The organism is Vibrio sp. 2033, from assembly GCF_033339735.1.
Map to the genome: position 1 here is coordinate 233,884 of NZ_JAWOVC010000002.1, position 22,976 is coordinate 256,859.

The window sequence follows — 22,976 nt, forward strand, 5'->3', positions numbered from 1 at the left end:
TTCTCCTTATTGACCTAGTGTTTGTTCACCCAAATTAGCAAGCGGATGCTCGTTATCTGACCAAAGCGAGGTAAACAAAGTATCGATAACATCTTCATCGACTTCACTGACACTGTTAAATATCCAGCTCGGCTCGCCATCCCGGTCAATGAGCCGAGAACGGACGCCCTCTTTAAACTCACCTAATAAGGCACTGCGAACCGACAAACTCAACTCTAAACGGAAGCAATCTGCAAGCGGTAAGCTGTGGTACTCTTTCACTTGTCTAAAGCAAATATGCGCGGTGATCGGACTGCCCGATGCGAACGTTTGTTTCGCGTTTTCTATCCACTGACTGTTCCCGTCGATAGCCATGATTCGCTGTGCTATCGCATTAAGATCAAAGCCTTTGCACGCTTCCTCTATCTGATCTAAGTATGGACAAATTTGCGTGGTTGGTTTGCTATCAATAACCTGTTCTTCCATTAATTGTAGTAGCGCAGTTACCAACTCTTTCGCATCTTCTTTGCCCCACTGGAGCCGCTTTAGCTCATCCAGTAAGGTGGGATACTGCTCTTCCAACAGTAACCAATCGGCCAAACCAATAGTGACAGCGTCACTTGAATTTACCATTGAACCTGTCAATCCGAGGAATAAGCCCACTTGCGGATCTATCTGGCTTAAAAACCACGTACCTCCCACATCAGGATACAGTCCGATATTGATTTCTGGCATAGCAAGGCGTGATGTTGTTGTCACAACTTTATGGCTGGTTCCCATAAAAAGCCCCATCCCACCGCCCATGACAATACCTTCTCCCCAACCGATAATGGGTTTGTTGTAAGTGTGGATGAGATAGTCACACTCATACTCCAACGAGAAATAGTTCGTACAGAACTCTACGATTTTTTCTTTACTCTCGTTATGCATGACGTGATACATAGCTCGAACATCACCACCAGCACAGAATGCTTTTTCTCCAGCGCCAGTCAGTACCACACAAGCCATATGTGGATCATCTTGCCACTTGATAAGCTGATCGTTGAGTTGGACCAACATGTCATACGTCAATGCATTCAATGAAGCGGTGTTTTCTAACGTTGCGATACCAATGCGGTGCACGCCATCTAAGCACTCTATTTCACTAATGGTTACCATCCCTGCCATGTGGCCTCCTATCGGTTTTTCCATTGCGGTGGGCGTTTTTCTAAAAAGGCGCGAACACCCTCAACTTGATCTTCCGTATCAAAGAGATTCAGAAACAACTCTCGCTCTTTCATGAAGCCGTGCTTAAGTGGCGCAGAGCGCATATTTTGAATGAGCGCCTTACATGCGGCGACAGAAGATGGTGACTGGTTCGCAACAGATTCAGCAAGTTCCAGCGCTTTACTTAAAGCTTCACCTTTGGGAACCAGCTCCTCAACTAGGCCTAGTTCTTTTGCTTTGTAAGCGCTGACTTGCTCTCCACATAAAATGATACGCTTTGCCCAGCCTTCCCCTACTAACGCTGTGAGGTTTTGGGTACCGCCAGCGCAGGGCAAAAGTCCGACTTTGGCTTCAGGTAAAGCAAGTACCGCTTGCTCTTCAACTACTCGAATATCACAAGCTAATGCCACTTCTAAACCTCCACCCATGGCGTAACCATTAATGGCGGCAATGGAAACACCACGGAATTCCGAGAGCGTTTCAAAGGCTTCACCAAAGCATCGCGCCATGTCTAACGCAACCGCTTTGTCACCGTCAGAAAATAGCTTGAGATCTGCACCAGCAGAGAAAAATTTTTCTCCACTGCCGGTTAAAACCAGTGCGTAGACCTGCTTATCATTGTTAAGTGTGAGTATCAGCGACTTCAGTACCTTGAGGCTCTCTGCTGTCCACGTATTGGCTGGCGGGTTGTTCATCGTCACCACCGCAACGTGATTAGTGATCGTATGTTGAATGGCTTCTTGGGTTAATGGCATATCTGAATCCTTTCTCAATGAGCAAATCCAATACTTCGCTAAAGCAAAGCCGACTCCTCAGAGAGCAAACGACGTGCGATGATCAAACGCATAATTTCGTTCGTTCCCTCCAGAATTTGATGCACACGCACATCTCTGAAATGACGCTCCATTGGATACTCTTTGATGTAACCATAGCCACCATAAAGCTGCAGCGCGTGGTCGCAAACCTGAAAACCTACATCGGTTGCGAACCGTTTTGCCATCGCGCAATAAGCCGTAGCATCAGGGTCATTTCGGTCGAGTTTACTGGCGGCATAGCGCACCAACTGCCGCGCAGCCACTAGCTCTGTCGCCATGTCTGCCAATTTGAATTGTAAGGCTTGAAACTGCGCAAGCGGCTTGCCGAACTGCTTACGCTCTTGAATGTACCGTGCCGCCTGATTAAGGGCCTGTTGAGCCGTACCGACGGAACAGGTCGCAATATTTATACGCCCTCCATCAAGCCCTTTCATCGCAAAGACAAAACCTTGCCCTTCTTCGCCCAGTAAATGGCTAGCTGGAATAACGACATTTTCAAAAGTAACCGCTCGTGTTGGTTGGCTGTTCCAACCCATTTTGGGTTCTTTGCGCCCATAGCCGATACCATCAGCGTGAGCAGGAACAACAAATGCGGACACGCCTTTGGCACCCTCATCTCCGGTTCGCGCCATCACGACCAAAACATCTGTCTCTCCTGCGCCAGAGATAAAGGTTTTGCCACCATTCAGCACGTAAGTATCACCTTTTTTGCTCGCGGTTGTGGCCAACGAAGCGGCATCCGACCCCGCATTAGGCTCGGTTAAGCAATAGGAGCCTAACCACTCCCCCGTAACTAATTTCGGACAGAACTGCGTTTTGGCTTCATCGGTAGCAAAACTGGCTATCATCCAACTGACCATGTTGTGAATCGTCATAAACGCCGTAGTGGACGTACATCCCATGGCCAGTTGTTCAAAGATAATTGAAGCATCCAAGCGACTCAGCCCTAGGCCACCTTGCGCTTCTGGAGTGTAGAGACTGAGAAACCCCAGTTCCCCCGCCTCTCTCAATACGTCTTTGGGGAAGATCTGCTTTTCATCCCACTCCGCCGCCATCGGTGCTAAACACTCATCGGCAAATTGCTGAGCGGTATCGGCAAATGCACGTTGATCTTCATTAAGTTCAAAGTCCATAAAAGCTCCTTCTATTCACTCAGCGCAGTTGGATGGTCAAATTAGGCCCCGTTGGAATATCGTCATCAAACCAACGTGCCGTCACCGTTTTAGTCTCGGTATAAAAACGTACCGCTTGTTTACCATACGCATGTAAATCACCATAGAAACTGCCTCTCCAACCAGTAAAGGAGAAAAATGGTAAAGGGACTGGAATAGGCACATTGATCCCAACCTGACCGACTTGAATGTCATGCTGATATTTTCTCGCAGCAGCGCCATTAGCCGTAAAAATGGAAGTGCCGTTCCCGTATGGGTTGCGATTCACCAACTCAATGGCCTCTTGCAACGTTTCGACTTCCATACAAACTAAAACAGGGCCAAATATCTCTTGCGTGTAAATCGACATATTCGCTGTTACACCGCTAAACAAGGTTGGGCCAATCCAGTTTCCATCGGGAAAGCCTTCCACTTCACACTGACTGCCATCCAGTTCACACACTGCGCCTTGTTGTTTGCCATCTTCGATTAGGTCCAATACGCGTTGTTTGGCTTGCTCACTGATCAGTGGGCCATAAGCAGCTTGCTCATCGTCCCAAGGCCCTGGGTGTACTTTCGCCATTGCCTGTTTAAGGTCTGTAATCCATTGTTTTGAATCGCCGACAAATACCGCAACAGAAATTGCCATACAACGCTGCCCCGCCGCCCCAACGGAGGACCCCACTAAGTTATTCACCACTTGTTCCTTGTTCGCATCAGGCATGATCACCATGTGATTTTTAGCACCAGCAAAAGCTTGAACGCGTTTAAAGTGTTTCGTACCCGTAGTGTAGATATAACGGGCAACAGGAACCGAGCCAACAAATGACACCGCTCGAATATCAGGATGAGCCAGAAGAAAGTCGACTTGCTCTTTGCGGCCATGAACGATCTGCAACACTCCTTTCGGCGCGCCAGCTTGCTCAAATAGTTCAGCTAAACGAATAGAGGTCAACGGCACTTGTTCGGAGGGTTTAAGCACAAATGTATTGCCCGCAGCGATAGCGATTGGGAACATCCACAACGGAATCATGGCAGGAAAGTTAAATGGCGTAATGCCGCAACACACACCTAGGGGCTGAATCATTGAGTAACTATCAATATCCGTGGCAACGTTTTCGACGGTTTCGCCCATCATGTTGCTGGCAATGTTTGCCGCCTGCTCAACAACCTCTATGCCTCGCCACACATCGCCTTTAGCATCCGCTAAAATCTTACCCGTTTCATGAGAAAGCAGTGTGGCAAGCTCATCATGATGCTCTTTGAGCAAGTGCTGATAACGCAGCATAACTCGGGCACGCTCGGGTATCGCCACTTCTTTCCAAGATTGGAATGTCTCTTTCGCATTATCAATGGCGGCTTCCATCTCGTGCTCTGTGGAACATGGAACGTACGCAATGACATCATTAGTGGCGGGATTGGTTACCTCAACCCAATCCGATGTTTGAGATTCACGAAACTCGCCACCAATAAACAAGGGAACCAAACGAGTCATCATTTACTCCTTTCTGATTTCAATTAAAGCGGTATTTCAATGCCTATCGCCGTGGCTTCTCCACCACCGATACAAAGTGACGCAACACCCCGCATCACTTTTTTGGCTTCGAGATCACCATTGGTGCCTAACGCTTGTAGCTGACGCAAACTGTGAATCAATGTCACCAGAATTCGTGCGCCACTAGCCCCTATCGGATGCCCAAGCGCACAGGCTCCACCTTTAATATTTACTTTGCTCGTATCTAGTCCAAGTTCCGCCACCGCTATTTGTGTCACGACGGCAAAGGCTTCATTGATTTCCCACAGGTCCACTTCATAAATTGACCAATCTAGCTGGAACAGCAGTTGCTCAATTGCGTAGACGGGTGCCAAAGTAAATTCTGCAGGTTTTCTGGCATGTGTAGAGTGCGCCTTGATGATCGCAAGTGGTTTAAGCCCCTGATGACGCGCAGTGTCTTCATCCATAAGCACAAGAGCCGCTGCGCCATCTGAAATGGCACTCGAATTAGCAGCGGTCACCGTACCTTTTTCATCGAATGCAGGTTTGAGTTGAGGAATTTTACCAAGGTCAATCGAGCGAGGGGGCTCATCGTAGTTCAGCACCGCTTGTTCTGACTTGGTATTGAGTGAAACCGGCGAAAGTTCATCGGCAAACAAGCCTCGCTCTTGAGCTTCCAACGCACGTTTTGCCGACATCACGGCCCATTCATCCATTTGCTCTCTGGTGAACTTAAGCCTGTCAGCGACTTGCTGAGCATAAACACCCATTAAGTGCCCTTCGTAAGCATCTTGTAGCCCATCGAGAAACATGTGGTCATACGTAGACTGGTGCCCCATGCGCATTCCCTTTCTCGCCTCCCTCAGCAAATACGGCGCATTGGTCATACTTTCCATACCACCAGCAATGGCTGAGCGAATCGTTCCAGCTTTAATGAGATCGTGCGCTAACATGACGCTCTTCATGCCAGAGCCACACACTTTGTTAATGGTGGTGCACCCTACACCCAAAGGAAGATCGGCCCCCATAGATGCTTGCCTCGCAGGAGCTTGTCCACACCCTGCTGGAAGCACACATCCCATGAACACTTCATCCACCGAAGTCACATTCACTTCGTGCATTGCCGCCTTGATCGCCAGTGCGCCTAATTGAGGAGCAGAGTAAGTTTGCAACTTGCCTTGAAAGCGCCCAATTGGCGTTCTTTTCGCGCTGACAATCCAGATGTCTTTTCCCATGATTCGCATTCCCTTAAGGTATATGTGAACACTTGGCAGAATGATGACACCCTACATAGAATTACTCACCAAGCGCCACACCAGCCTTTATCGCCTTTTTCACTAACAAACTTTCATTCCGCGATTTCTTGACGTTTACGTAAGCATAGCACTAGCCTTTACAATGAGATGAAAAAACACACCAAGCAGGCGTTTATATTTCAAAGTTGATGTTCGACCTTCCCATTAAAGGTTCGATTTCCAGAAACTGGATTTTTATTCGAGGTAAGTATGTTATGGAAAAATACAAGATCAGTGACCTCGCCAAGGAGTTTGATATTACTACTCGCAGTATCCGGTTTTATGAAGACGTGGGTCTGATTGAACCAGAGCGAAAAGGCAATATGCGCGTTTATCAACGCAGGGATAGAATTCGCCTCAAACTGATTTTAAGAGGGAAACGACTCGGTTTTTCGTTGGCAGAAATTCGTGAACTTTTCGAGCTCTACGACATGCAACAAACCGAAGGACAGTTGTTGAAAATGCTCAATATCATTGAAGAGAAACAAGCTGTCCTACAACAACAACTCAACGACATCAGCGTCGTTATGGCTGAGTTGAATGCCGCTAAGGAGCGTTGTATTCAAACACTCAAAAGCAAGCAGACATAAACGCTATACTCAATTAGCAACACCGCTATCGGCTTTTCCACCTTACCTCTGATACCGGGAGACGTTATGAAAAGCACCTATACCCCACTCAATTTCGGACTTGGTGATACCATCGATATGCTCCGAGAACACGTTAATGCCTTTGCTACGGAACATATTGCGCCCATCGCCGCTGAGATAGACCGCGATAACCAGTTCCCGAATCATTTATGGCCTTTGTTGGGAGAAATGGGGTTGCTTGGTGTGACCGTCGATGAAGAGCTTGGTGGTGCAGGCATGGGATACCTCGCTCATGTTGTTGCCATGGAAGAAATCAGCCGTGCCTCTGCGTCTGTCGCTCTAAGCTACGGCGCTCATTCTAACCTGTGCGTCAACCAAATCTTTCGTAACGGCACGCCTTCTCAACGCGAAAAATACCTTCCAAAACTCATTGATGGTACGCACGTTGGCGCCCTAGCGATGAGTGAGCCCAATGCCGGTTCAGACGTGATAAGCATGCAACTGAAAGCGGAGAACAAGGGCGACCATTTTGTACTGAATGGCAACAAAATGTGGATAACAAACGGGCCCGATGCTGACGTAGTGGTGCTTTACGCTAAAACGGATGTCAGCGCAGGTTCACGTGGCATTACCGCATTCATTATTGAACGTAACTTCGCAGGTTTCACTCATGCTCAAAAGCTGGACAAGCTAGGCATGAGAGGCTCGAATACTTGCGAACTTGTATTTAACCATTGCGTAGTGCCAAAAGAGAATATTCTTGGCGAGTTGAATAAAGGCGTCGAGGTGTTAATGAGTGGGCTGGATTACGAGCGCGTCGTCCTCGCTGCCGGACCACTCGGGATAATGCAAGCTTGCATGGACATTGTGGTCCCGTACGTACATGAACGAGAGCAGTTTGGAAAATCCATTGGCGAGTTTCAGTTAGTTCAGGGCAAGCTCGCCGATATGTACTCTCGAATGAGTGCAGCAAAAGCGTATGTATATACCGTCGCAGCGGCTTGTGATCGAGGTAACGCAACACGCAAAGACGCCGCTGGCGCGATTTTGTACAGTGCAGAACTCGCCACACAAATGGCACTCGATGCAATACAACTGCTCGGTGGGAATGGCTACATCAATGAATACCCTGCTGGTCGTTTGCTACGTGATGCAAAGCTTTATGAAATCGGCGCGGGTACCTCAGAGATTCGCCGCATGTTAATAGGCCGAGAGCTGTTCGAAGAATCTCGCTAACGGAACATACGACAAGGAAGTCATTATGGCCATTATCAAAAGTAAAACTAAGCCAACTGACGAGTTATTTCTTTCCAATAAAGCCGTGATGGAAACGTTGGTCACTCAACTTAATCAACACATCGAGACCATCAAACAGGGCGGCGGTGAAAAAGCCATTCAGCACCAGAGGCAAAAAGGAAAACTCCCCGCACGAGAACGCATCGCGCGCTTGCTTGATGACAACACTGACTTTCTTGAAATCAGCCAGTTTGCCGCCTGGCAAGTGTATGACGAAGCGATCCCCTGCGCTGGTGTTATCGCCGGCATTGGTATCATAGAGGGGATTCAATGCATGGTCATCACCAACGATGCTTCGGTAAAAGGCGGAACCTACTACCCACTCACGGTAAAAAAACACCTTAGAGCGCAAGAGATTGCCCAACGTTGCCAACTCCCCTGCGTGTATTTGGTGGACTCCGGTGGCGCAAATCTCCCTCATCAGTCCGACGTCTTCCCCGACAAAGAACACTTTGGTCGCATTTTCTTTAACCAAGCGAGAATGTCAGCGAAAGGCATCCCCCAAGTTGCTGTTGTGATGGGGCTTTGCACTGCTGGGGGCGCGTACGTTCCTGCCATGGCGGATGTCTCCATTATGGTTAAAGAGCAAGGCACCATTTTTTTGGCGGGACCACCTTTGGTGAAAGCAGCCACTGGCGAAGTCGTGACGGGTGAAGAGCTCGGCGGTGCAGACGTGCATTGTCGGAAATCTGGTGTCGCAGATTATTACGCTGAAAATGATGAACATGCTCTAATGCTTGCGAGAGAAGCCATTGCCAATGCCAATAGAACAAGACCTGTTAAGCCAGAAAGCACCGTACTTCCTCCCCGCTACGACGCAGAAGAAATCTACGGAATCGTGAATGCCAACTTACGACTGTCATTCGACGTTCGAGAAATTATTGCCCGCATCGTCGATGATTCTGATTTCGACGAATTCAAATCCTTGTACGGCAGAACGCTAGTGTGTGGCTTCGCTCGTATTCAAGGACACTTGATTGGTATTGTGGCAAACAACGGTATCTTGTTTTCTGAATCGGCACAAAAAGGCGCGCACTTTATTGAGCTGTGCGCCAAACGGAAAACACCGCTTCTTTTTCTCCAAAACATTACCGGCTTTATGGTCGGAAAAAAGGTGGAAGAAGAAGGCATCGCAAAACATGGCGCCAAGCTAGTGATGGCCGTCGCTTGTGCTGACGTGCCGAAGTTTACCGTGATCATCGGTGGATCGTACGGCGCTGGTAATTACGGCATGTGCGGCCGAGCGTATGATCCAACCATGATGTGGATGTGGCCGAACGCGCGTATTTCTGTGATGGGCGGAGAACAAGCAGCAGGCGTTTTAACACAAGTTCGAAAAGACGCGAAGGGACGTCAGGGGGAAGCGTGGTCAGAGCAAGAAGAGCACATTTTTAGAGAATCAATCATAGACTTGTATGAAACACAAGGACATCCCTATTTTGCGAGTGCTCGGCTATGGGATGACGGAATTATTGACCCTAAAAAAACGCGTCAGGTGTTGAGTCAAGCGTTAATGGCAGCATTAAACGCCCCCATTCCTGATAGCGAGTTTGGCGTCTTCAGAATGTAAATATCCAAAGATGAATTAAGGAAGTAAGTATGCAGGAAATGCAACCAAGCATTATTCCCAACGCCCAAAGGCAAGATGATGTTCTTTGGCATGTCGATGATAATGGCGTAGCGACCATTACCCTAAACAGAACAGCTAAACACAATGCTTTTGACGCTTGTACGATCGACTTGCTGATCCATCGCCTAGATTATCTCGCTTTACGAACGGATGTGCGGTGCTTGGTATTAAGAAGTAACGGTAAGCATTTTTCATCCGGGGCCGATTTGAATTGGATGCAGTCGATGGCCGACAGCACGAGGCAAGATAACTTCGTTGATGCCCAAAACTTGGCAAGACTCATGGAAACATTAGATTCGTTCCCTCAACCCACCATCGCAGTTGTTCAAGGTCCCGCTTATGGTGGCGCTTTGGGGTTGATTTGTTGTAGTGATATCGCCATCGCAAGCCAGAGTGCCAACTTTTGCTTAAGTGAAGTTAAGCTTGGTTTAGTTCCAGCGACCATTGCGCCTTACGTCATGCGCGCGATGGGGAATAGACAAGCTAGACGCTATATCTTAAGTGGTGAAGTCATTTCAGCCGAAGATGCCGAACGGTTTGGTATTGTGCACGAAGTGAAAGAAGCCAAACAGCTTGAAAATGCGGTCGATAGCGTAATCAAGACGTTGCTACTTAATAGCCCAGATGCGATGCGTAAAGCGAAAACGCTCTGCCATCAATGTCATCAAAACCCCATCGATCAACAACTGATTCACTATACTAGCAAGCTCATTGCGGACATTAGAGTATCACCCCAAGGTCAAGATGGGCTGCAAGCGTTTCTTGAAAAACGTAGCCCAAGTTGGGTCACCAAGTCACAGAACAAGTAATGCTACCTTCCAAAGTAAAGATTGTCGAAGTAGGTCCTAGAGATGGGTTGCAAAATGAATCTCCTGTTGCGACCCAGACTAAAATCCGGCTGATCAACTTACTCTCTGATACTGGGTTAACGCATATTGAGGCGGGCTCTTTTGTCTCACCCAAATGGGTGCCACAAATGGCGGACTCAATAGAGGTCATGAAAGCAATAACACGGCGAAATCATGTTACCTACTCTGCCCTGACACCAAACCTAAAAGGCTTAGAACAAGCGTTGGAGGCTGACGCCAATCAGGTCGCAATTTTCACTTCATCCTCAGAAGGATTCTGCCAACACAATATCAATTGCTCGATTGCAGAAAGCCTAACTCGCTTCGAACCTGTAATGCGATTAGCCACCAAATACGGTATCCCTGTTCGTGGCTATCTATCCTGCGTTGCCGACTGCCCTTACGATGGCCCGACAGCCCCAAAACAAGTGGCGAGCGTGGTCAAATCACTCATCGATTTAGGGTGTTATGAGGTGTCTCTAGGCGACACAATCGGTACAGGCACGCCAAACCGTATCGCTGCTATGCTAGAAGCCGTCATGTTGGTTGCACCTCTTCCCCAGCTTGCTGTCCATTTCCACGATACATGGGGACAAGCACTCGCCAATATTCATCAAGCATTGAGTATGGGCATCAATACCATCGACAGCAGTGTAGCTGGGCTGGGTGGATGCCCATACGCTCATGGCGCATCAGGAAATGTCGCAACGGAGGATGTACTATATTTATGCCAAGGGTTAGGAATAGAAACGGGGATCGACTTAGAGCTACTGGCTAAAGCTGGCTGGATGATCAGCGAAGAGCTGGGTCGGCAGCCTACATCAAAAGTGTCATTAGCATTGCGTAACCGCGTATTATCACTTTCGTAGAAGGCCATCCGGCACCTCAAATTCTCCCAACCCAAGTTAACTTGCTCTACTTTCGAGTAGGGAAGCGAAACCGCCCGCCAGTACGATAAATAATTAGAGAAAATAAGATAAGCACACAACCTACTAGTTTATTTGCCGTTAGCACCTCGCCATACCACAGCACGCTCAGAATAACCGTCCAAACTGGTTCTAATATCATAATTAGAGCAGCGTTACCTGCCTGAACAAATTTTTGCCCCATGGTTTGCATTACGTAACGCAAGCTCGTCGCTAATAAGGTACTCAACGCAAACCACCACCAAATAGAGGAGTCAACCTCTGCCGGGAAAGATTCCATAAAAAATGAAACCAACAAACCTAAGCAACCTGCTGAAAAAAGTTGCACGCAAGTAAGCAGCAGCACAGGTAGTTTTTGAGAGTATTTGCTGTTCACATTAAAATGAAGCGCCAAAACCAGTGCTGCACCAAGAAACCACAATTGACTGGCCGATTGTTTCCAGCCACCAACTAAAGAAAGACAAGCAAGACCTAATACAGCGATAGGCAAAGAAAGCCAGAAAATTCGTTGTGGTCGTTGACGAAACATAACCCACGCAACAATAGGCACAAATAGCATGGAGAGACTCATAATAAATGCGCCTTCCCCGAGCGTGTCGCTGATGGAGATGGCGTAAATCCATGTCATAACGGCACTACCTAACAGTAGCCCGACACCACCAGCAGAAAGCACATCTCTCAGATTCGCTTTCAACAAAGGTCGATAGCACAACGGCAGCAGACAGAGCGATGCAATAGTAAATCGCGCCCCGATAAAGCCGAAAGGTGGTAAACCCTGTATTGTTTCCTTAGAAAAGAGCCAACCAAGTGCCGCGATCATCGTTGTCGCAACCAGAATAACCGTCGCTTTGCGTTCTGAGTTAAACATAAGTACTCACAAAATATGGAACACACAATAGCGCAGCAAGAGAGTTTTACTGCGCTACTGTGTAAATTTGAAAGGGGTTTGTGTCGAGCGAAAAAGTGAAAGCCCGATCCTCTCCTGTATTGTTGTCACGCAGATTGAAGTTCTGCTTCTAGATACATTAAATGCAGGCAAAGTCTTAAGGCAAGCCTTTTCGCATACTAAATTACTTTAGCATTCTATACAGCAAGCAAACTGGCTAAAACCAGTACCGGGTGTCGAACTACCTACCCTTCAAAACGCTTAACTTGACTGCGGCAGGAGTAGTATTGCGACTTCAGCGCACCTCAATACAGGTTGAATAAGGCGAATTGCTTTTTACCAATCGCCTCTGCAATGAAAACTTATTGATTAACTACAACGAGCGGTTAAATTGCTCCACGGCCTCTACAACACGGCTAGCGCCATCTTGTATTTCATTCATCACATTACCTGCTTTTTCAGAGAGCTCTAGCGTATCTAGTGCTTCTTTTTGGCATTTAGCGATCAGCTTAACTGCGTTATCTGTTCGCTGTAGGTTTTCACTTACCATTGTGACAATTTCATCGGTGGTTGCATTGGTTCTTGTAGCAAGCTGTCTGACTTCATCAGCAACAACGGCAAAACCTCTACCATGCTCACCCGCACGAGCCGCTTCTATCGCCGCATTTAACGCCAATAAGTTAGTTTGGTCAGCGATACCACTGATGCTATTTACCAACTCGCTAATACGCGATGAGTGCGCTTTAAGCTCATCAATCGCGGTGTTCGCTTGCTGCATTTGATCGGAAAGTATCTGCATCTTTTCTAACGTTGAGCCTATAACCTCTTGCCCTTGCAGGGTTTGTGTTCCAGTTTCTTGGGAGATTTCATTCGCCAATTGCGCAGCCTGGGCCATTTTCTGTTCCTGCATTACCTGCTGGGTAATATCTGTCGCGAACTTAACGACCTTGTAGAGCTCTCCTCTGTCGTTATGGATTGGGTTATATGAAGCCTCTAACCACACCTCTTCACCATAACGGTTAACTCGTTTGAATCGCTCTGATGAAAATTGCCCTTTTGCTAAACGTTGCCAAAACTCACGGTAAGCTTGAGAGCTCGACTCTTCCTGATCACAAAACATGCGATGATGCTTCCCTAGAATCTGATCAAGCGTATAACCCATTGTGTTTAGGAAATTATCGTTGGCTTTTAAAACATGGCCATCTAATGTGAACTCAATCACCGCCATAGAACGACTTAATGCATTTAGCATGTCCTCTTGCTCACGGGATGATTTGATCGTTCGCGTAAGTTCAGAAGCAAAAACAAAAAAGCTTTCTACTTCTCTGCGCTCATTTAAAACAGGCTGGATAATCGTTCTTAACCAAGCTTCCTCACCATTACCTTTCTGTACTTGCAATGCCCCATTCCAGAATACTTTATCTTGAACGGCTTTCTTCATTCGATGAAAGTGATCTGTATTGCGCGAATTTGACGGTACCAATTCAGTAATTGATTTCGTTAAGATCTCATCATCATTTAAGAAAAGTTCTTGCTGTAGTTTAGTATTTGCAGAAGTAATGATGCCTTTACTATCCAATGTTAAGCGGATCATCTCTTCATCTAAACTGGTTTGGATTTGCTGCAGGATTTGCAACTCCTGCTTTAATCGTTGATTTTCTTGTTGAAGCGACTTATTAAAAAACATGACTTTCTCTCATTTGACCGACCTTCGGACTAGTCAAAGGTTTATTATTTGTATACCGAATAAACTGCAAGCGGCAAAATCATTTGGTTGCATATTCAAACGCGATTTCTATTTCTCATCAAAGGACCCCGCTGGGAATACGGCGATTTTTTCTCCAGTGTAACCTAGCGCAGTATACTGAAATTTCTTCAGCGCCCAAGCTGTTTATATATTTATCAATATTAAAGCTCTTTATCGCCAGTTTGAGGTTTGTATTTGTGGATATACTTATATGGAGAAGTGTTGTGTTCAGATCAATAAGCCTTTCCATCAAAAAAGGGCTTTGACTTAGTTCCAATAATTTTTGCCGTTTTATCGCTGTTCCACCCGACTTTTGAGCGATTACCCACTCATTATTCGCTTGCAGTTCTATTAATAGCGCATGGAGCAACCAATAACAGCACACCGACCAACAAGCTTTTGGACATAAATAAGTTACGGTTTTGCTAAATTAGAAAGGCTTAAATTAGCTCAAGTATGGCAGTCAAATTTAGATGATTGTCCAGTATTATTGATGTTGACCGCTTAACGCAGTATGCAAACTGCTAGTTCAGAGCACTCCATTTATTGGCTCCTATGATAGAACACTACCAATCCACCTTTGCTCTCTGCAATAAACTCAAGATTGGCTCACTTCTCAGTTTTTAACAAAATTCTTTTTGAGTGACGCATATTTCTGTCAAACAAGCGGATTATCTTGTAGGTTAATAAATGAGCACTTGTGAATTTAATATACGTATAAAATACAGGTAACACTGGATGAACTACAATGATAGAAAAGAGCTTGTAGGCGTGTTCGCACTAAAGTGTAAGTCGGCAAAAAGAAAGGAATTACATACCAAAGAGAAGGAAGTTGTATATGGAAGGACCAAGAATGTTCTGACGAACATGAAACTACTATTAAATATAGGGGGAAGCTTTGTCTTCTCCCCTCTTTTATTAGCAGAAGAGCTTTCGGGTACTGCACCCTCTTCACTAGGAATAGTTCTAGATGGGCGAATAATAGCAGCCGTAATAGTCGTTTTGGGAACGGCGGTTATAACACCTATAATCAAACACATTTATACCGAACGGAGAAAGAGGAAGTCATTTCTCCTCTACTTTGAAGCTGTTATCCGAGACGCTTTAGCAACGTATGGTGATCAAGTTGATTGGTCGGAAGCCAAAAAGGGCACAGCAGATCTGGATACTCAAGACTGGGCAAAGAGGCTACATCGTGCAGATGTAGCTATACCTCAGCTTTTACTAGGTATGCATGAGGGCTTTGTCAGTGCAAGTCCTGGAAGCTATCCTATCGTTCAAAGCGCGGGAATCACGCCAAAAAGCTTAGAGCATGACATGATCGTCTGGTCACTCAATGAACAGGAAGTGAGACTCATTTCTGCTTTTCTAATTAACCAAAAACAAGCCCAGCTAAGTATTCAAAATCTTTATGACGGTCCATTATATGATCTCATTGGGTCTGAAAGCGAAGAAAAGCAAATGCGGTGGAGACGTGCTGGGCTATGTCTTGTCGATGACCTAGCGAAAATGTACATTGCTGCTGTTCATGCGAGCACATACCTAAAAAAGAATGGCTATAACTGCGACCCTGAAAATAAACGTTGTTAATAGAGTGGGATAGCAAATTTGGCAGCATTATAAAGATAAAGCTCTAGACATGAAGAAAAAGTAGGCCAAATTATGGAGTTTAAATTCAAGTATCAACTTGCCCTTGCACACTTTGGGGGAGAAGTAAGCTTTCCACATACGGTTCTTAACTTTAAACTAACTTTGTGAGCCTCGGGTATCCCTGCTTTTTCTTGGAGTTACTATTTACTGTCTGGCCAGAAGTAATTGTATCGGATTGAACTTGGCTTAGTTTCAAAGCAGACCACCGAGGACATACGATAAGTCTAGGTGCTTTTCCTCCTATATACTTTGGTGATAAACACCCGACGCTGCACACAGAATGTGTTCCCTCTTCGATTTGAATGACAACCTCCTGTAGCTGTCTACAAAGCCATAGGCATTGCCTGTAGCTTTGTCGTATCTGGAACTAAAAACTGGTGAAACAAGCTTACGCACAAATCAATCTATTGATAGTTTATCCACTAAACACGTTTAGGGGCATTTCTTAGCTATAAGTACTCACCGTAAACAAAAAAATTATTAGCAAATAAACAGGTAAGTGCCTCTTCTCATACCGATGATGTACCCCCTCTGTCCAAAACGCGACGATTTTCGTCAACTTCTATTCAGATATCATTCATTTCCACGTTACGATTTCTGATGAATATCGGACGTTCGGATAAATTTAGCTAGGGCAAAATGAAAGACCTGACCCCGAACATTTTCACTAACTCGCACAGGACTTTCTTTATTGCAACCGATAACAGCATGCAAGGGGTTTATCATTGCTCACTTCTAGATCTAAATGAATTGACTAAAGCAGCCCATTTCTGGCTGCTTAGATGAAAAACCACTTTTATTTTAGGACCATAAAAAACGTGATTATGGTTAGATGTGAAATCTACCAAAAGGTCTAGGATAAAAGCGAGTTAGCTAATTTGAGTAAAATAGCTAACTCTGGCTACTCACAACTCACTGCCTGTGTTTGAACATCGATAGTGCATGATAGATCACACCAAGGAGTAGCTACTGTAAATGTTACGTCACCACTCCACATACTTAAATCCATGACATAAACAGTAGGATAGTCTCGCTGTAAGTGGGTTAATGATATATCACCATGCACAGAGCCTGCCTTTTTCTCTTTATTTCCCAATTCACAATATTGGACTGACTTCCCTGTTTTAAATTCATACACAGTGATACATGGATTATCTTTCAAAACATAGGCAGCAAAATTTTCTTTCTTCGTTCTAACTGAATAATCCGAAGCATATAATCTATATTCAGACGCACTTGTGTAAGCTGATACCAACACCAAACATACCGTTAAAATACGTTTAAGTTTCATTCTAAATGCTCCTTTCTTGCAATAAACCTACCACTTGGAATATCAAATCTCCTCCACGCTTTAACATTCGACATAACTGCTTTAAACGTTTGGGCATTGTAATTAACTAATGCAGGAACAAACACTTCTCTAGTACTAGGGCTATTGTCTCCTCGATAAGTTAAATCGACTAAAACATTCCTTACATTGAGAGATAAGTTATCCCAATCAACTACCCCAAATTTTTCTCTCACATCAGGTTTTGTTAACAAAATTCGGGTCTTATCTTCCATATACGCGTAGACTTGTTTAAACATTAGGTGTTGTTGTTTGCGGGTTAGGGTGAGTGTTTTGTTGTCCAATCCTGAATTATTCAACGATTCAAGGGCTGCTTCTTTTTGTATACCCTCGACGCTTAGTAACCAGTTTGAAAGCTCTGGCATCAATCCAGATTTTTGGAATAACTCTCTTAAGTTCAATGCAGAAGGTGATTGTCCTGTTGCACCCGTTGGTGGATTACCCATATCTAAACCTCGGCCAATTGTAACACCAGATCGACCGACCACCACGCCACTATTATTAGGAACATGGGCTTGTCTCGAAAAATAGGGAGATGATGGGTTGTCAACGCCTTCGCTGTCAAAGGTAAATTGTCCCTTGGGTACTGTTAGCCACTTTTCGTCCATCTCATCATCAACAAACTTCCAACCTTCTTTAACAGCCTCATCTAAAGCAAGAATGGTATTTTTACCGACAATCCCATCCACATCACCAAATTGGTAGCTTTTATGTATGGTATGTGTTGGCTTATAGTGGGTTTGAAACTGTTTAACTGCACCTTCTATCACACGGCCAAAATCACCGTCAGCCTCTAAATCGAAACCTAAGTAGATCAATGCCTCTTGAATGGCTTTGACCTCACCTCCTTTACTTCCCTTACTAAGGGCTTCCCCACCACCAGAAGCCAATAACTCCAATTTATCAGATGTTGACAACGGCTCTGAACGCAGAACGAGTTGCTTAACTTTAATTACAGGTGTGTTCTTATCTGCCCCCACATTACCAACAATAGGATGCACATGACAGTGGGATTTACTGCTGACTTCACACTGAATATTGGAATGAGCAAAGGCTGTTTTTGATGTTGTTACGTCTTCAGCAGGCAAAGGAGAACGAACGGAAGATTGACCACTCGTCTTTTTAGGTAATGTCACTTGAAGCTTATCACCAAGTGATAACACCGAAGGATCCGCATCATAATTCGGATTCATTCCTAATAGGGACTTAGCCGAAAGGTTATATAATGCAGCAATACTACTCCACGTTTCAGGTTGGTTCGTCTTAGAGTCAAGTTGACAGGTGTGAAACTCAGATTCAACATCATAAGTTTCAGTCACTTCAATGGTGATTTCATCACCGACATTCACCATATCTGGAGAGTCCTTGTATTTAGGGTTTAAAGTCAGTAATTCTTCGAGTGTTATTCCTTGTCTATGCGCGATTTTAGACAGACTATCCCCACTCTTAATGATGTAAACGATTTTGCCATCCTGCTCTTTCTCTTTTTCTAAAATCGATGCCGTTCGAGTGGAAAACACTGCACCCATATCAAGAAGACAAGCGTGTTCATCGAGCCACTCAGCCGTAATATCATCCAAAAGTAAATCTTGTGAGAGTTTTTCTTTTCTATACAAAAGGTGTTGCCTTGCAATCACTTGATTGTCGATTTTATAAGGCAGCAAAATCGTAGATTGTGGTTTGGATACGATGATCTCCTCGCTGAGCCGCCATTTAGTGGACTCAGTGACATTGAAGCCCCATTTGTTATTGCCCGCGATTTTATACTCGTGGATAAACTCATCATCAATAAAGTGGTAGAAGTAACCTTCTGTAGGCCAACCTAAGCGCTCCCCAACCTGAACAGAAGGCTTAACTGGGATAAAAATATCACGATAAATGGCACTGCCTTTTTTGACTGGAAGAACATTTCCATAGCTCAACGCTGTTTTCTTAGAGCCAGCAAACTGATAGAGCAGAGTTTTAGGCTCATTAACCAATATCGGAGTACTCAAAATAGTACTGATGTTATCTGAATCTTTTGATTTAACCCAAGCGTTGAGGGGAGTCTTTTCTTTGTCAGTTTCAGCTACGACAAACGAATCAATACTGAATGCTTTTACCTCATCGAGTGAACACGCTAACGCCACATTGTATTCCAAGGTAACGTCTTGAGGTGTATCCGTTGACGTATGGTTGTGATTAGTATTGGTTTGTGTTTTCTTTTTATATGTATCTTCAGGTGCCATAAGTGACATTGAATCTACGGGTTTACTTTGATATCTCATCAACTCGACCAGTACAGGTAAATATCGGTCAATGATAGCTAAATAGTGACCGTGTTTGTGTTGGTTTACCTATGCAAGATAACTAAAATCAATTTGATTTGAGGCGTATGCTCTCTCCATCTAAGTTCGGATAACCTTTTGTAGGGCAAATGTACATTAACAGGATGTGAATGAGTAAAAGGCCTACCTTACAATGGGGCAAAGATAAGTTTGGCAAAGAAAGCCCAAGCTTAGTCTTCAGGCTTTATATCAAAACTCATAAAATGAAGCTTTGGATGCCTAAAACAACCCTAACTCACTTCAATTGCTGCCCGCACTAACACTTTTGTTTTGTATCGTAACTGATTTGCTTACTGACGTTCTTTAGTTGCACTCCTACCTTATTAAATGCCTTTTGAATAGTTGTGGAAACATGCTGGCGGCCCTCTCCTTCAAAAAAGTTAGCTCGATCTTGCTTCGTTTCGAATACACAGACTATTTCTAAACTTTGTGGAAAAGAAGAGAATTTGACGGTATGAGTCACCCAAAGAAAGCCATCGTAGCCTTTTAGCGTATCTTCACAAACTTCGGTCAACACTTCTCTAATTAGATTCTCGACCTTCTTATCTGATTTGCGCATGAATTAAACTGCCTTCCTATCTAACGCCTTTAATTAGGTCTCAGTCTACATTGTCTTAAACAGTATTTGGCAGTGGTATTTAGTCAATAGCCTGTAGATGAGGTTATTCGCACGAAGATTTACCGACCTACTCGCTTCGAACTACATCTTACGCTGTTAAAAATAAGCGCTTTGCAACTCTACAAAACGCTTCTAACTTATTAGATTATTTTAAGTGTGTTTCAAGGAATGCAGAAACCTTGTCCATTGCAATGCCGACTGCTTCTGGATGGTCATACAGTTCATAGTGAGACCAATTTTCCAAATTAACCAGCTGTCGGTCTTTTGATTGAATCGAGCGGCCATAAATTTCCTGCCCATCACGATAAGCACCAAACGCCCCGACTTTTTGCCCTACCACGGCCATAACAGGCTGAGTCAATAACGTTTCGGCAAATGCAAAGGCATCCCAGCTCAGTGTTTTCTGTGCATGTGAAAACAGCATACGAGTTGCACCACCTTCGGTTTGTCCACGTGATGTTTTGTAGTATTCAGTAGCTTCGAACACGTCTCGTTCTGTTAATCCATTTTCTTTTGCAAATTCAATATTTGGAGGAAGAAGTTCATCGATTTTCAGCTCTGAGCCGCGAGCTTCGGCTGTTCTCTGTGCAGCCATAGCTTCAAGATTGGCGATAGGGTCGTACATACTAAAGCCTTCACGGAACAAGCGGCCTAAGTTAACAGGCGTAATACCTACGACAGCTTTCAAGCGCTTTTCGGTTAGGGCTGAATTGATCATGTAACCACCACCGCCGCAGATACCGAGTCCACCAATTCTATTCTCATCGACATATGGTAAAGTTACTGCATAGTCGATAACGCGACTGATATCTTCAACACGTTGACTTGGGTCTTCTACGTAGCGAGACAATCCTCCCGATTCTCCTTGGAAGCTCGCGTCAAATGCGATCACGACGTAACCTAACTCAGCAAGGGCTTTACCATAGACAGCGCTGGATGTTTGTTCTTTACAACTACCAAAAGGATGAACGCTTATCATTGTTGGGTAGCGTTTCGATTCATTGAAGCCTTCTGGAAATAAAATTAATGCAGACATATCCCAAGCCATATCAGCATTTCTAAAAGTGATTTTTTGCATATTCATAATCAATACCTTAAGAGTAAAAAGCCTTGAGAGCAGAAAGGCTCGAAGCAATTGAGCCTTTCATCGGGAATATTAAAGAGTGCGTTGGAAGAAAGATGCGAGTTGGGATACTGCGTCATCGACGTATTCGGCAACATCATAAAGCGACATATGGTTTGCACCATCAATGGCATACAAGGTTTTATCTGAACTCGCTGCACGTTCTATCAGGTCATCACTCATCCATTTGCTGCCTGCGTCACTACCAACGACAGCAAGAATTGGCTGAGTTAGGAATGCTTCCGCTTTGTGGTACGCATCGTAAGTAATGATCTGGTTTAAGTTACGAGTTAGAGCAAAACCCGGCGCATTTGGATGTTCACAACGTGGTGTGTGGTAATACTCCCAAGCTTCGCGTAGCTCTGCATTTGAGGCATCTTCTTCACGCATCGGAGCTAGAGGAATAGTCGCGAATTCTGTACCATTCGTGTCGGTTGTGCGAGCATTCGAACCAAATTCTAAGTAACCAACAGCGTCAGCATCGTTAACCGAATTATCCCAACCATTACGGAACATTTGGCCAATGTTTACGGCACTAACCATACCCAGTGCTTTGATTCGACGATCATTGATCGCTGCATTTGCACTATAGCCCGCACCAGCACAAATCCCCATTGCGCCAATTTTATCGTTATCGACGTACTCTAACGTTGTCAGATAGTCGACGACTGCGCTCACGTCTTCAGTACTCGTGTAAGGGTTTTCCATTTGGCGAGGCTCACCTGTACTTTCACCTTGATACGAACGGTCAAACGCAATGGCAATTATGCCGCTTTTTGCAAGTTTACTCGCATATAGGCCTGCGGTTTGCTCTTTTACGCCACCACCTGGGTGTGAAACAACAACCGCCGCATATTGTTTACTTGCATCAAAATCTGTAGGGAAGTTGATAACCGCTGAAATCTCAATACCTTGACCATTGAGATTTTTGAAAGTGACTTTAGACATAGCGACATTCTCCATTAGAGGTTAACTGTTCATCTCAGGCTGACCTAAGCTTCGATGTAATATTAGTCAACACACTGTTTCGGATAAATATCGTTTTATCTACATGACTGTTTAGTTATACTTAACAAATGAGAATAGAACCTTCTTTAATTTCATCACTGACGTGGTTTTCACATATTGCTCGCCATCGCAGTTTCACTAAAGCAGCCTTAGAAATGGGGGTAACCCGTGCTGCCTTATCACAACACCTAAAAGCGTTAGAACAACAGCTACAAGTTCGGTTAATTAATCGAACCACCAGAAGTATGTCGCTGACGGAAGAAGGCCAACGTCTGCTTGATATTTTGCAACCTTCATTGGTGAACATTGAGCAGGTCGTTAACGAATTGAACGACTCTCATCTTGAGCCTTCGGGATTAATCCGTATCAGTGTATCAAGAACCGCTGCTCGGCTGCTTATTGAGCCCTATCTAGGTGAGTTCCTCTCTCGTTATCCTAAAATACGCCTAGAGCTAATCATGGATGATGGGTTTTCTAACATCGTCGCAGAAGGCGTTGACGCTGGCATTCGCTTAGGATTAAGCTTAGATGAACATATGGTTGCGATCCCTATTACTCCGCCGTTAACAACGGCAATAGTGGGCTCTCCTGAATACTTTAGGCAAAATGGACTACCTCAAACTCCTGAGGATTTAGAAGGTCACAATTGCCTTGCTTATCGTTTTACCTCTAGCGGAACAATTGATCATTGGTCGCTAACCTCTCCAGATGTTGCAAAGCGCACCCTCGTTTTCGAGCCTAAAGGCAATGCTATTTTTAATGATGACTATAGTATGTTACAAGCTGCAATACAGGGTGTGGGTTTAGTGAAGCATATTGATTTATGGGTGGAAAAGCACATAGATGAGGGAAGATTGACCCGAGTTCTGACACCTTGGTGCAAAGAGTTTCCAGGGTTTTATTTATATATGCCTTCACGAGAGCATATGCCGAAAAAAATCCGCGTCTTGATGGATTTTTTAATCGAAAAGCGCGAAGCTCTGAAACTCAAAGAGTAATTACCAAATTGCTTTAAATAAAAAAGCGAGCACGAGGCT

At 44.8% G+C, this 22,976-nt stretch carries 19 protein-coding genes and 1 pseudogene; 7 read left to right on the plus strand and 13 right to left on the minus strand.

Going from position 1 to position 22,976, the window contains the following annotated elements; genetic code table 11:
• Positions 1-6 precede the first annotated feature (6 nt).
• The 5 genes from R7P74_RS04355 to R7P74_RS04375 are packed head-to-tail and all read right to left on the minus strand — an operon-like array spanning position 7 to position 5,881.
• Complete coding sequence (locus tag R7P74_RS04355; RefSeq protein WP_017821198.1) at positions 7-1,146, minus strand: enoyl-CoA hydratase/isomerase family protein; 1,140 nt, start codon at positions 1,144-1,146, stop codon at positions 7-9.
• An 8-nt stretch (positions 1,147-1,154) separates the two neighbouring features.
• On the minus strand, positions 1,155-1,940 hold the full coding sequence (locus R7P74_RS04360; RefSeq protein ID WP_161444588.1) for an enoyl-CoA hydratase: 786 nt from the start codon (positions 1,938-1,940) through the stop codon (positions 1,155-1,157).
• A 38-nt stretch (positions 1,941-1,978) separates the two neighbouring features.
• Complete coding sequence (locus tag R7P74_RS04365) at positions 1,979-3,133, minus strand: acyl-CoA dehydrogenase family protein (RefSeq protein WP_171344093.1); 1,155 nt, start codon at positions 3,131-3,133, stop codon at positions 1,979-1,981.
• 19 nt (positions 3,134-3,152) lie between these two features.
• Positions 3,153-4,646 (minus strand): CoA-acylating methylmalonate-semialdehyde dehydrogenase, encoded by a 1,494-nt coding sequence (locus R7P74_RS04370; RefSeq protein WP_318122735.1) that lies wholly within the window; start codon positions 4,644-4,646, stop codon positions 3,153-3,155.
• A gap of 23 nt (positions 4,647-4,669) precedes the next feature.
• The gene (locus tag R7P74_RS04375; RefSeq protein ID WP_213873974.1) at positions 4,670-5,881 is read right to left on the minus strand and encodes an acetyl-CoA C-acyltransferase; all 1,212 of its coding nucleotides are present in this window, start codon (positions 5,879-5,881) and stop codon (positions 4,670-4,672) included.
• 275 nt (positions 5,882-6,156) lie between these two features.
• On the opposite strand from R7P74_RS04375, the gene R7P74_RS04380 reads away from it, so the two are divergent.
• The 5 genes from R7P74_RS04380 (at position 6,157) to R7P74_RS04400 (ending at position 11,174) form a co-directional block, all read left to right on the plus strand.
• Positions 6,157-6,531 carry a MerR family transcriptional regulator gene (locus tag R7P74_RS04380; RefSeq protein WP_017821195.1) on the plus strand — a complete coding sequence of 125 codons (375 nt, stop codon included), beginning with the start codon at positions 6,157-6,159 and terminating at the stop codon, positions 6,529-6,531.
• Positions 6,532-6,597: 66 nt separating this feature from the next.
• On the plus strand, positions 6,598-7,767 hold the full coding sequence (locus tag R7P74_RS04385) for an isovaleryl-CoA dehydrogenase (protein ID WP_318122705.1): 1,170 nt from the start codon (positions 6,598-6,600) through the stop codon (positions 7,765-7,767).
• A gap of 25 nt (positions 7,768-7,792) precedes the next feature.
• Positions 7,793-9,397, plus strand: a complete 1,605-nt coding sequence (locus R7P74_RS04390) for a carboxyl transferase domain-containing protein (protein ID WP_213873970.1) — start codon at positions 7,793-7,795, stop codon at positions 9,395-9,397.
• Between the two features lie 29 nt (positions 9,398-9,426).
• Positions 9,427-10,266: an enoyl-CoA hydratase-related protein gene (locus R7P74_RS04395; RefSeq protein ID WP_318122706.1), complete on the plus strand. Its 840-nt coding sequence runs from the start codon at positions 9,427-9,429 to the stop codon at positions 10,264-10,266.
• Positions 10,266-11,174 carry a hydroxymethylglutaryl-CoA lyase gene (locus tag R7P74_RS04400; RefSeq protein WP_047100920.1) on the plus strand — a complete coding sequence of 303 codons (909 nt, stop codon included), beginning with the start codon at positions 10,266-10,268 and terminating at the stop codon, positions 11,172-11,174. Before R7P74_RS04395 ends, R7P74_RS04400 begins: the two co-directional genes overlap by 1 nt.
• A gap of 46 nt (positions 11,175-11,220) precedes the next feature.
• On the opposite strand, the gene R7P74_RS04405 is transcribed toward R7P74_RS04400, so the two are convergent.
• The 3 genes and pseudogenes from R7P74_RS04405 to R7P74_RS29915 all read right to left on the minus strand — a co-directional run.
• Positions 11,221-12,099 (minus strand): DMT family transporter, encoded by an 879-nt coding sequence (locus tag R7P74_RS04405; protein WP_318122707.1) that lies wholly within the window; start codon positions 12,097-12,099, stop codon positions 11,221-11,223.
• Between the two features lie 391 nt (positions 12,100-12,490).
• On the minus strand, positions 12,491-13,027 hold the full coding sequence (locus R7P74_RS29910; RefSeq protein ID WP_411977634.1) for a methyl-accepting chemotaxis protein: 537 nt from the start codon (positions 13,025-13,027) through the stop codon (positions 12,491-12,493).
• Positions 13,025-13,804: pseudogene (locus R7P74_RS29915) on the minus strand (PAS domain-containing protein); the annotation flags it as partial. The pseudogene R7P74_RS29915 and the gene R7P74_RS29910, both read right to left, overlap by 3 nt.
• 798 nt (positions 13,805-14,602) lie before the next feature.
• Here R7P74_RS29915 and R7P74_RS04415 point away from each other — a divergent pair.
• On the plus strand, positions 14,603-15,454 hold the full coding sequence (locus R7P74_RS04415) for a hypothetical protein (protein ID WP_025541420.1): 852 nt from the start codon (positions 14,603-14,605) through the stop codon (positions 15,452-15,454).
• Between the two features lie 961 nt (positions 15,455-16,415).
• Here the strand turns inward: R7P74_RS04415 and R7P74_RS04420 are convergent.
• The 5 genes from R7P74_RS04420 to R7P74_RS04440 form a co-directional block, all read right to left on the minus strand.
• Positions 16,416-16,805 carry a hypothetical protein gene (locus tag R7P74_RS04420; RefSeq protein ID WP_225473287.1) on the minus strand — a complete coding sequence of 130 codons (390 nt, stop codon included), beginning with the start codon at positions 16,803-16,805 and terminating at the stop codon, positions 16,416-16,418.
• A complete protein-coding gene (locus R7P74_RS04425; protein ID WP_262635722.1) occupies positions 16,802-19,090 on the minus strand; it encodes a LysM peptidoglycan-binding domain-containing protein in 2,289 nt (762 codons plus the stop codon). The genes R7P74_RS04420 and R7P74_RS04425 overlap by 4 nt, the downstream gene beginning before the upstream one ends.
• A 355-nt stretch (positions 19,091-19,445) precedes the next feature.
• A complete protein-coding gene (locus R7P74_RS04430; protein ID WP_031781024.1) occupies positions 19,446-19,748 on the minus strand; it encodes a hypothetical protein in 303 nt (100 codons plus the stop codon).
• A gap of 205 nt (positions 19,749-19,953) precedes the next feature.
• Positions 19,954-20,892 (minus strand): alpha/beta hydrolase, encoded by a 939-nt coding sequence (locus R7P74_RS04435; protein ID WP_318122708.1) that lies wholly within the window; start codon positions 20,890-20,892, stop codon positions 19,954-19,956.
• A gap of 72 nt (positions 20,893-20,964) precedes the next feature.
• Positions 20,965-21,879 carry an alpha/beta hydrolase gene (locus tag R7P74_RS04440; RefSeq protein WP_017821078.1) on the minus strand — a complete coding sequence of 305 codons (915 nt, stop codon included), beginning with the start codon at positions 21,877-21,879 and terminating at the stop codon, positions 20,965-20,967.
• 128 nt (positions 21,880-22,007) lie between these two features.
• Between R7P74_RS04440 and R7P74_RS04445 the strand changes: the two genes are divergently transcribed.
• Complete coding sequence (locus R7P74_RS04445; RefSeq protein WP_213968325.1) at positions 22,008-22,937, plus strand: LysR family transcriptional regulator; 930 nt, start codon at positions 22,008-22,010, stop codon at positions 22,935-22,937.
• Positions 22,938-22,976 lie beyond the last annotated feature (39 nt).

Coding starts and splice junctions, on each gene's coding strand:
- R7P74_RS04415 (WP_025541420.1), top strand. CDS start 14,603: ATGAACTACAATGATAGAAAAGAGCTTGTAGGCGTGTTCGCACTAAAG.
- R7P74_RS04405 (WP_318122707.1), bottom strand. CDS start 12,099: ATGTTTAACTCAGAACGCAAAGCGACGGTTATTCTGGTTGCGACAACG.
- R7P74_RS04380 (WP_017821195.1), top strand. CDS start 6,157: ATGGAAAAATACAAGATCAGTGACCTCGCCAAGGAGTTTGATATTACT.
- R7P74_RS04425 (WP_262635722.1), bottom strand. CDS start 19,090: ATGGCACCTGAAGATACATATAAAAAGAAAACACAAACCAATACTAAT.
- R7P74_RS04390 (WP_213873970.1), top strand. CDS start 7,793: ATGGCCATTATCAAAAGTAAAACTAAGCCAACTGACGAGTTATTTCTT.
- R7P74_RS04360 (WP_161444588.1), bottom strand. CDS start 1,940: ATGCCATTAACCCAAGAAGCCATTCAACATACGATCACTAATCACGTT.
- R7P74_RS04365 (WP_171344093.1), bottom strand. CDS start 3,133: ATGGACTTTGAACTTAATGAAGATCAACGTGCATTTGCCGATACCGCT.
- R7P74_RS29910 (WP_411977634.1), bottom strand. CDS start 13,027: ATGCAGGAACAGAAAATGGCCCAGGCTGCGCAATTGGCGAATGAAATC.
- R7P74_RS04420 (WP_225473287.1), bottom strand. CDS start 16,805: ATGAAACTTAAACGTATTTTAACGGTATGTTTGGTGTTGGTATCAGCT.
- R7P74_RS04400 (WP_047100920.1), top strand. CDS start 10,266: ATGCTACCTTCCAAAGTAAAGATTGTCGAAGTAGGTCCTAGAGATGGG.
- R7P74_RS04445 (WP_213968325.1), top strand. CDS start 22,008: ATGAGAATAGAACCTTCTTTAATTTCATCACTGACGTGGTTTTCACAT.
- R7P74_RS04430 (WP_031781024.1), bottom strand. CDS start 19,748: ATGCGCAAATCAGATAAGAAGGTCGAGAATCTAATTAGAGAAGTGTTG.
- R7P74_RS04355 (WP_017821198.1), bottom strand. CDS start 1,146: ATGGCAGGGATGGTAACCATTAGTGAAATAGAGTGCTTAGATGGCGTG.
- R7P74_RS04440 (WP_017821078.1), bottom strand. CDS start 21,879: ATGTCTAAAGTCACTTTCAAAAATCTCAATGGTCAAGGTATTGAGATT.
- R7P74_RS04370 (WP_318122735.1), bottom strand. CDS start 4,646: ATGACTCGTTTGGTTCCCTTGTTTATTGGTGGCGAGTTTCGTGAATCT.
- R7P74_RS04385 (WP_318122705.1), top strand. CDS start 6,598: ATGAAAAGCACCTATACCCCACTCAATTTCGGACTTGGTGATACCATC.
- R7P74_RS04395 (WP_318122706.1), top strand. CDS start 9,427: ATGCAGGAAATGCAACCAAGCATTATTCCCAACGCCCAAAGGCAAGAT.
- R7P74_RS04375 (WP_213873974.1), bottom strand. CDS start 5,881: ATGGGAAAAGACATCTGGATTGTCAGCGCGAAAAGAACGCCAATTGGG.
- R7P74_RS04435 (WP_318122708.1), bottom strand. CDS start 20,892: ATGAATATGCAAAAAATCACTTTTAGAAATGCTGATATGGCTTGGGAT.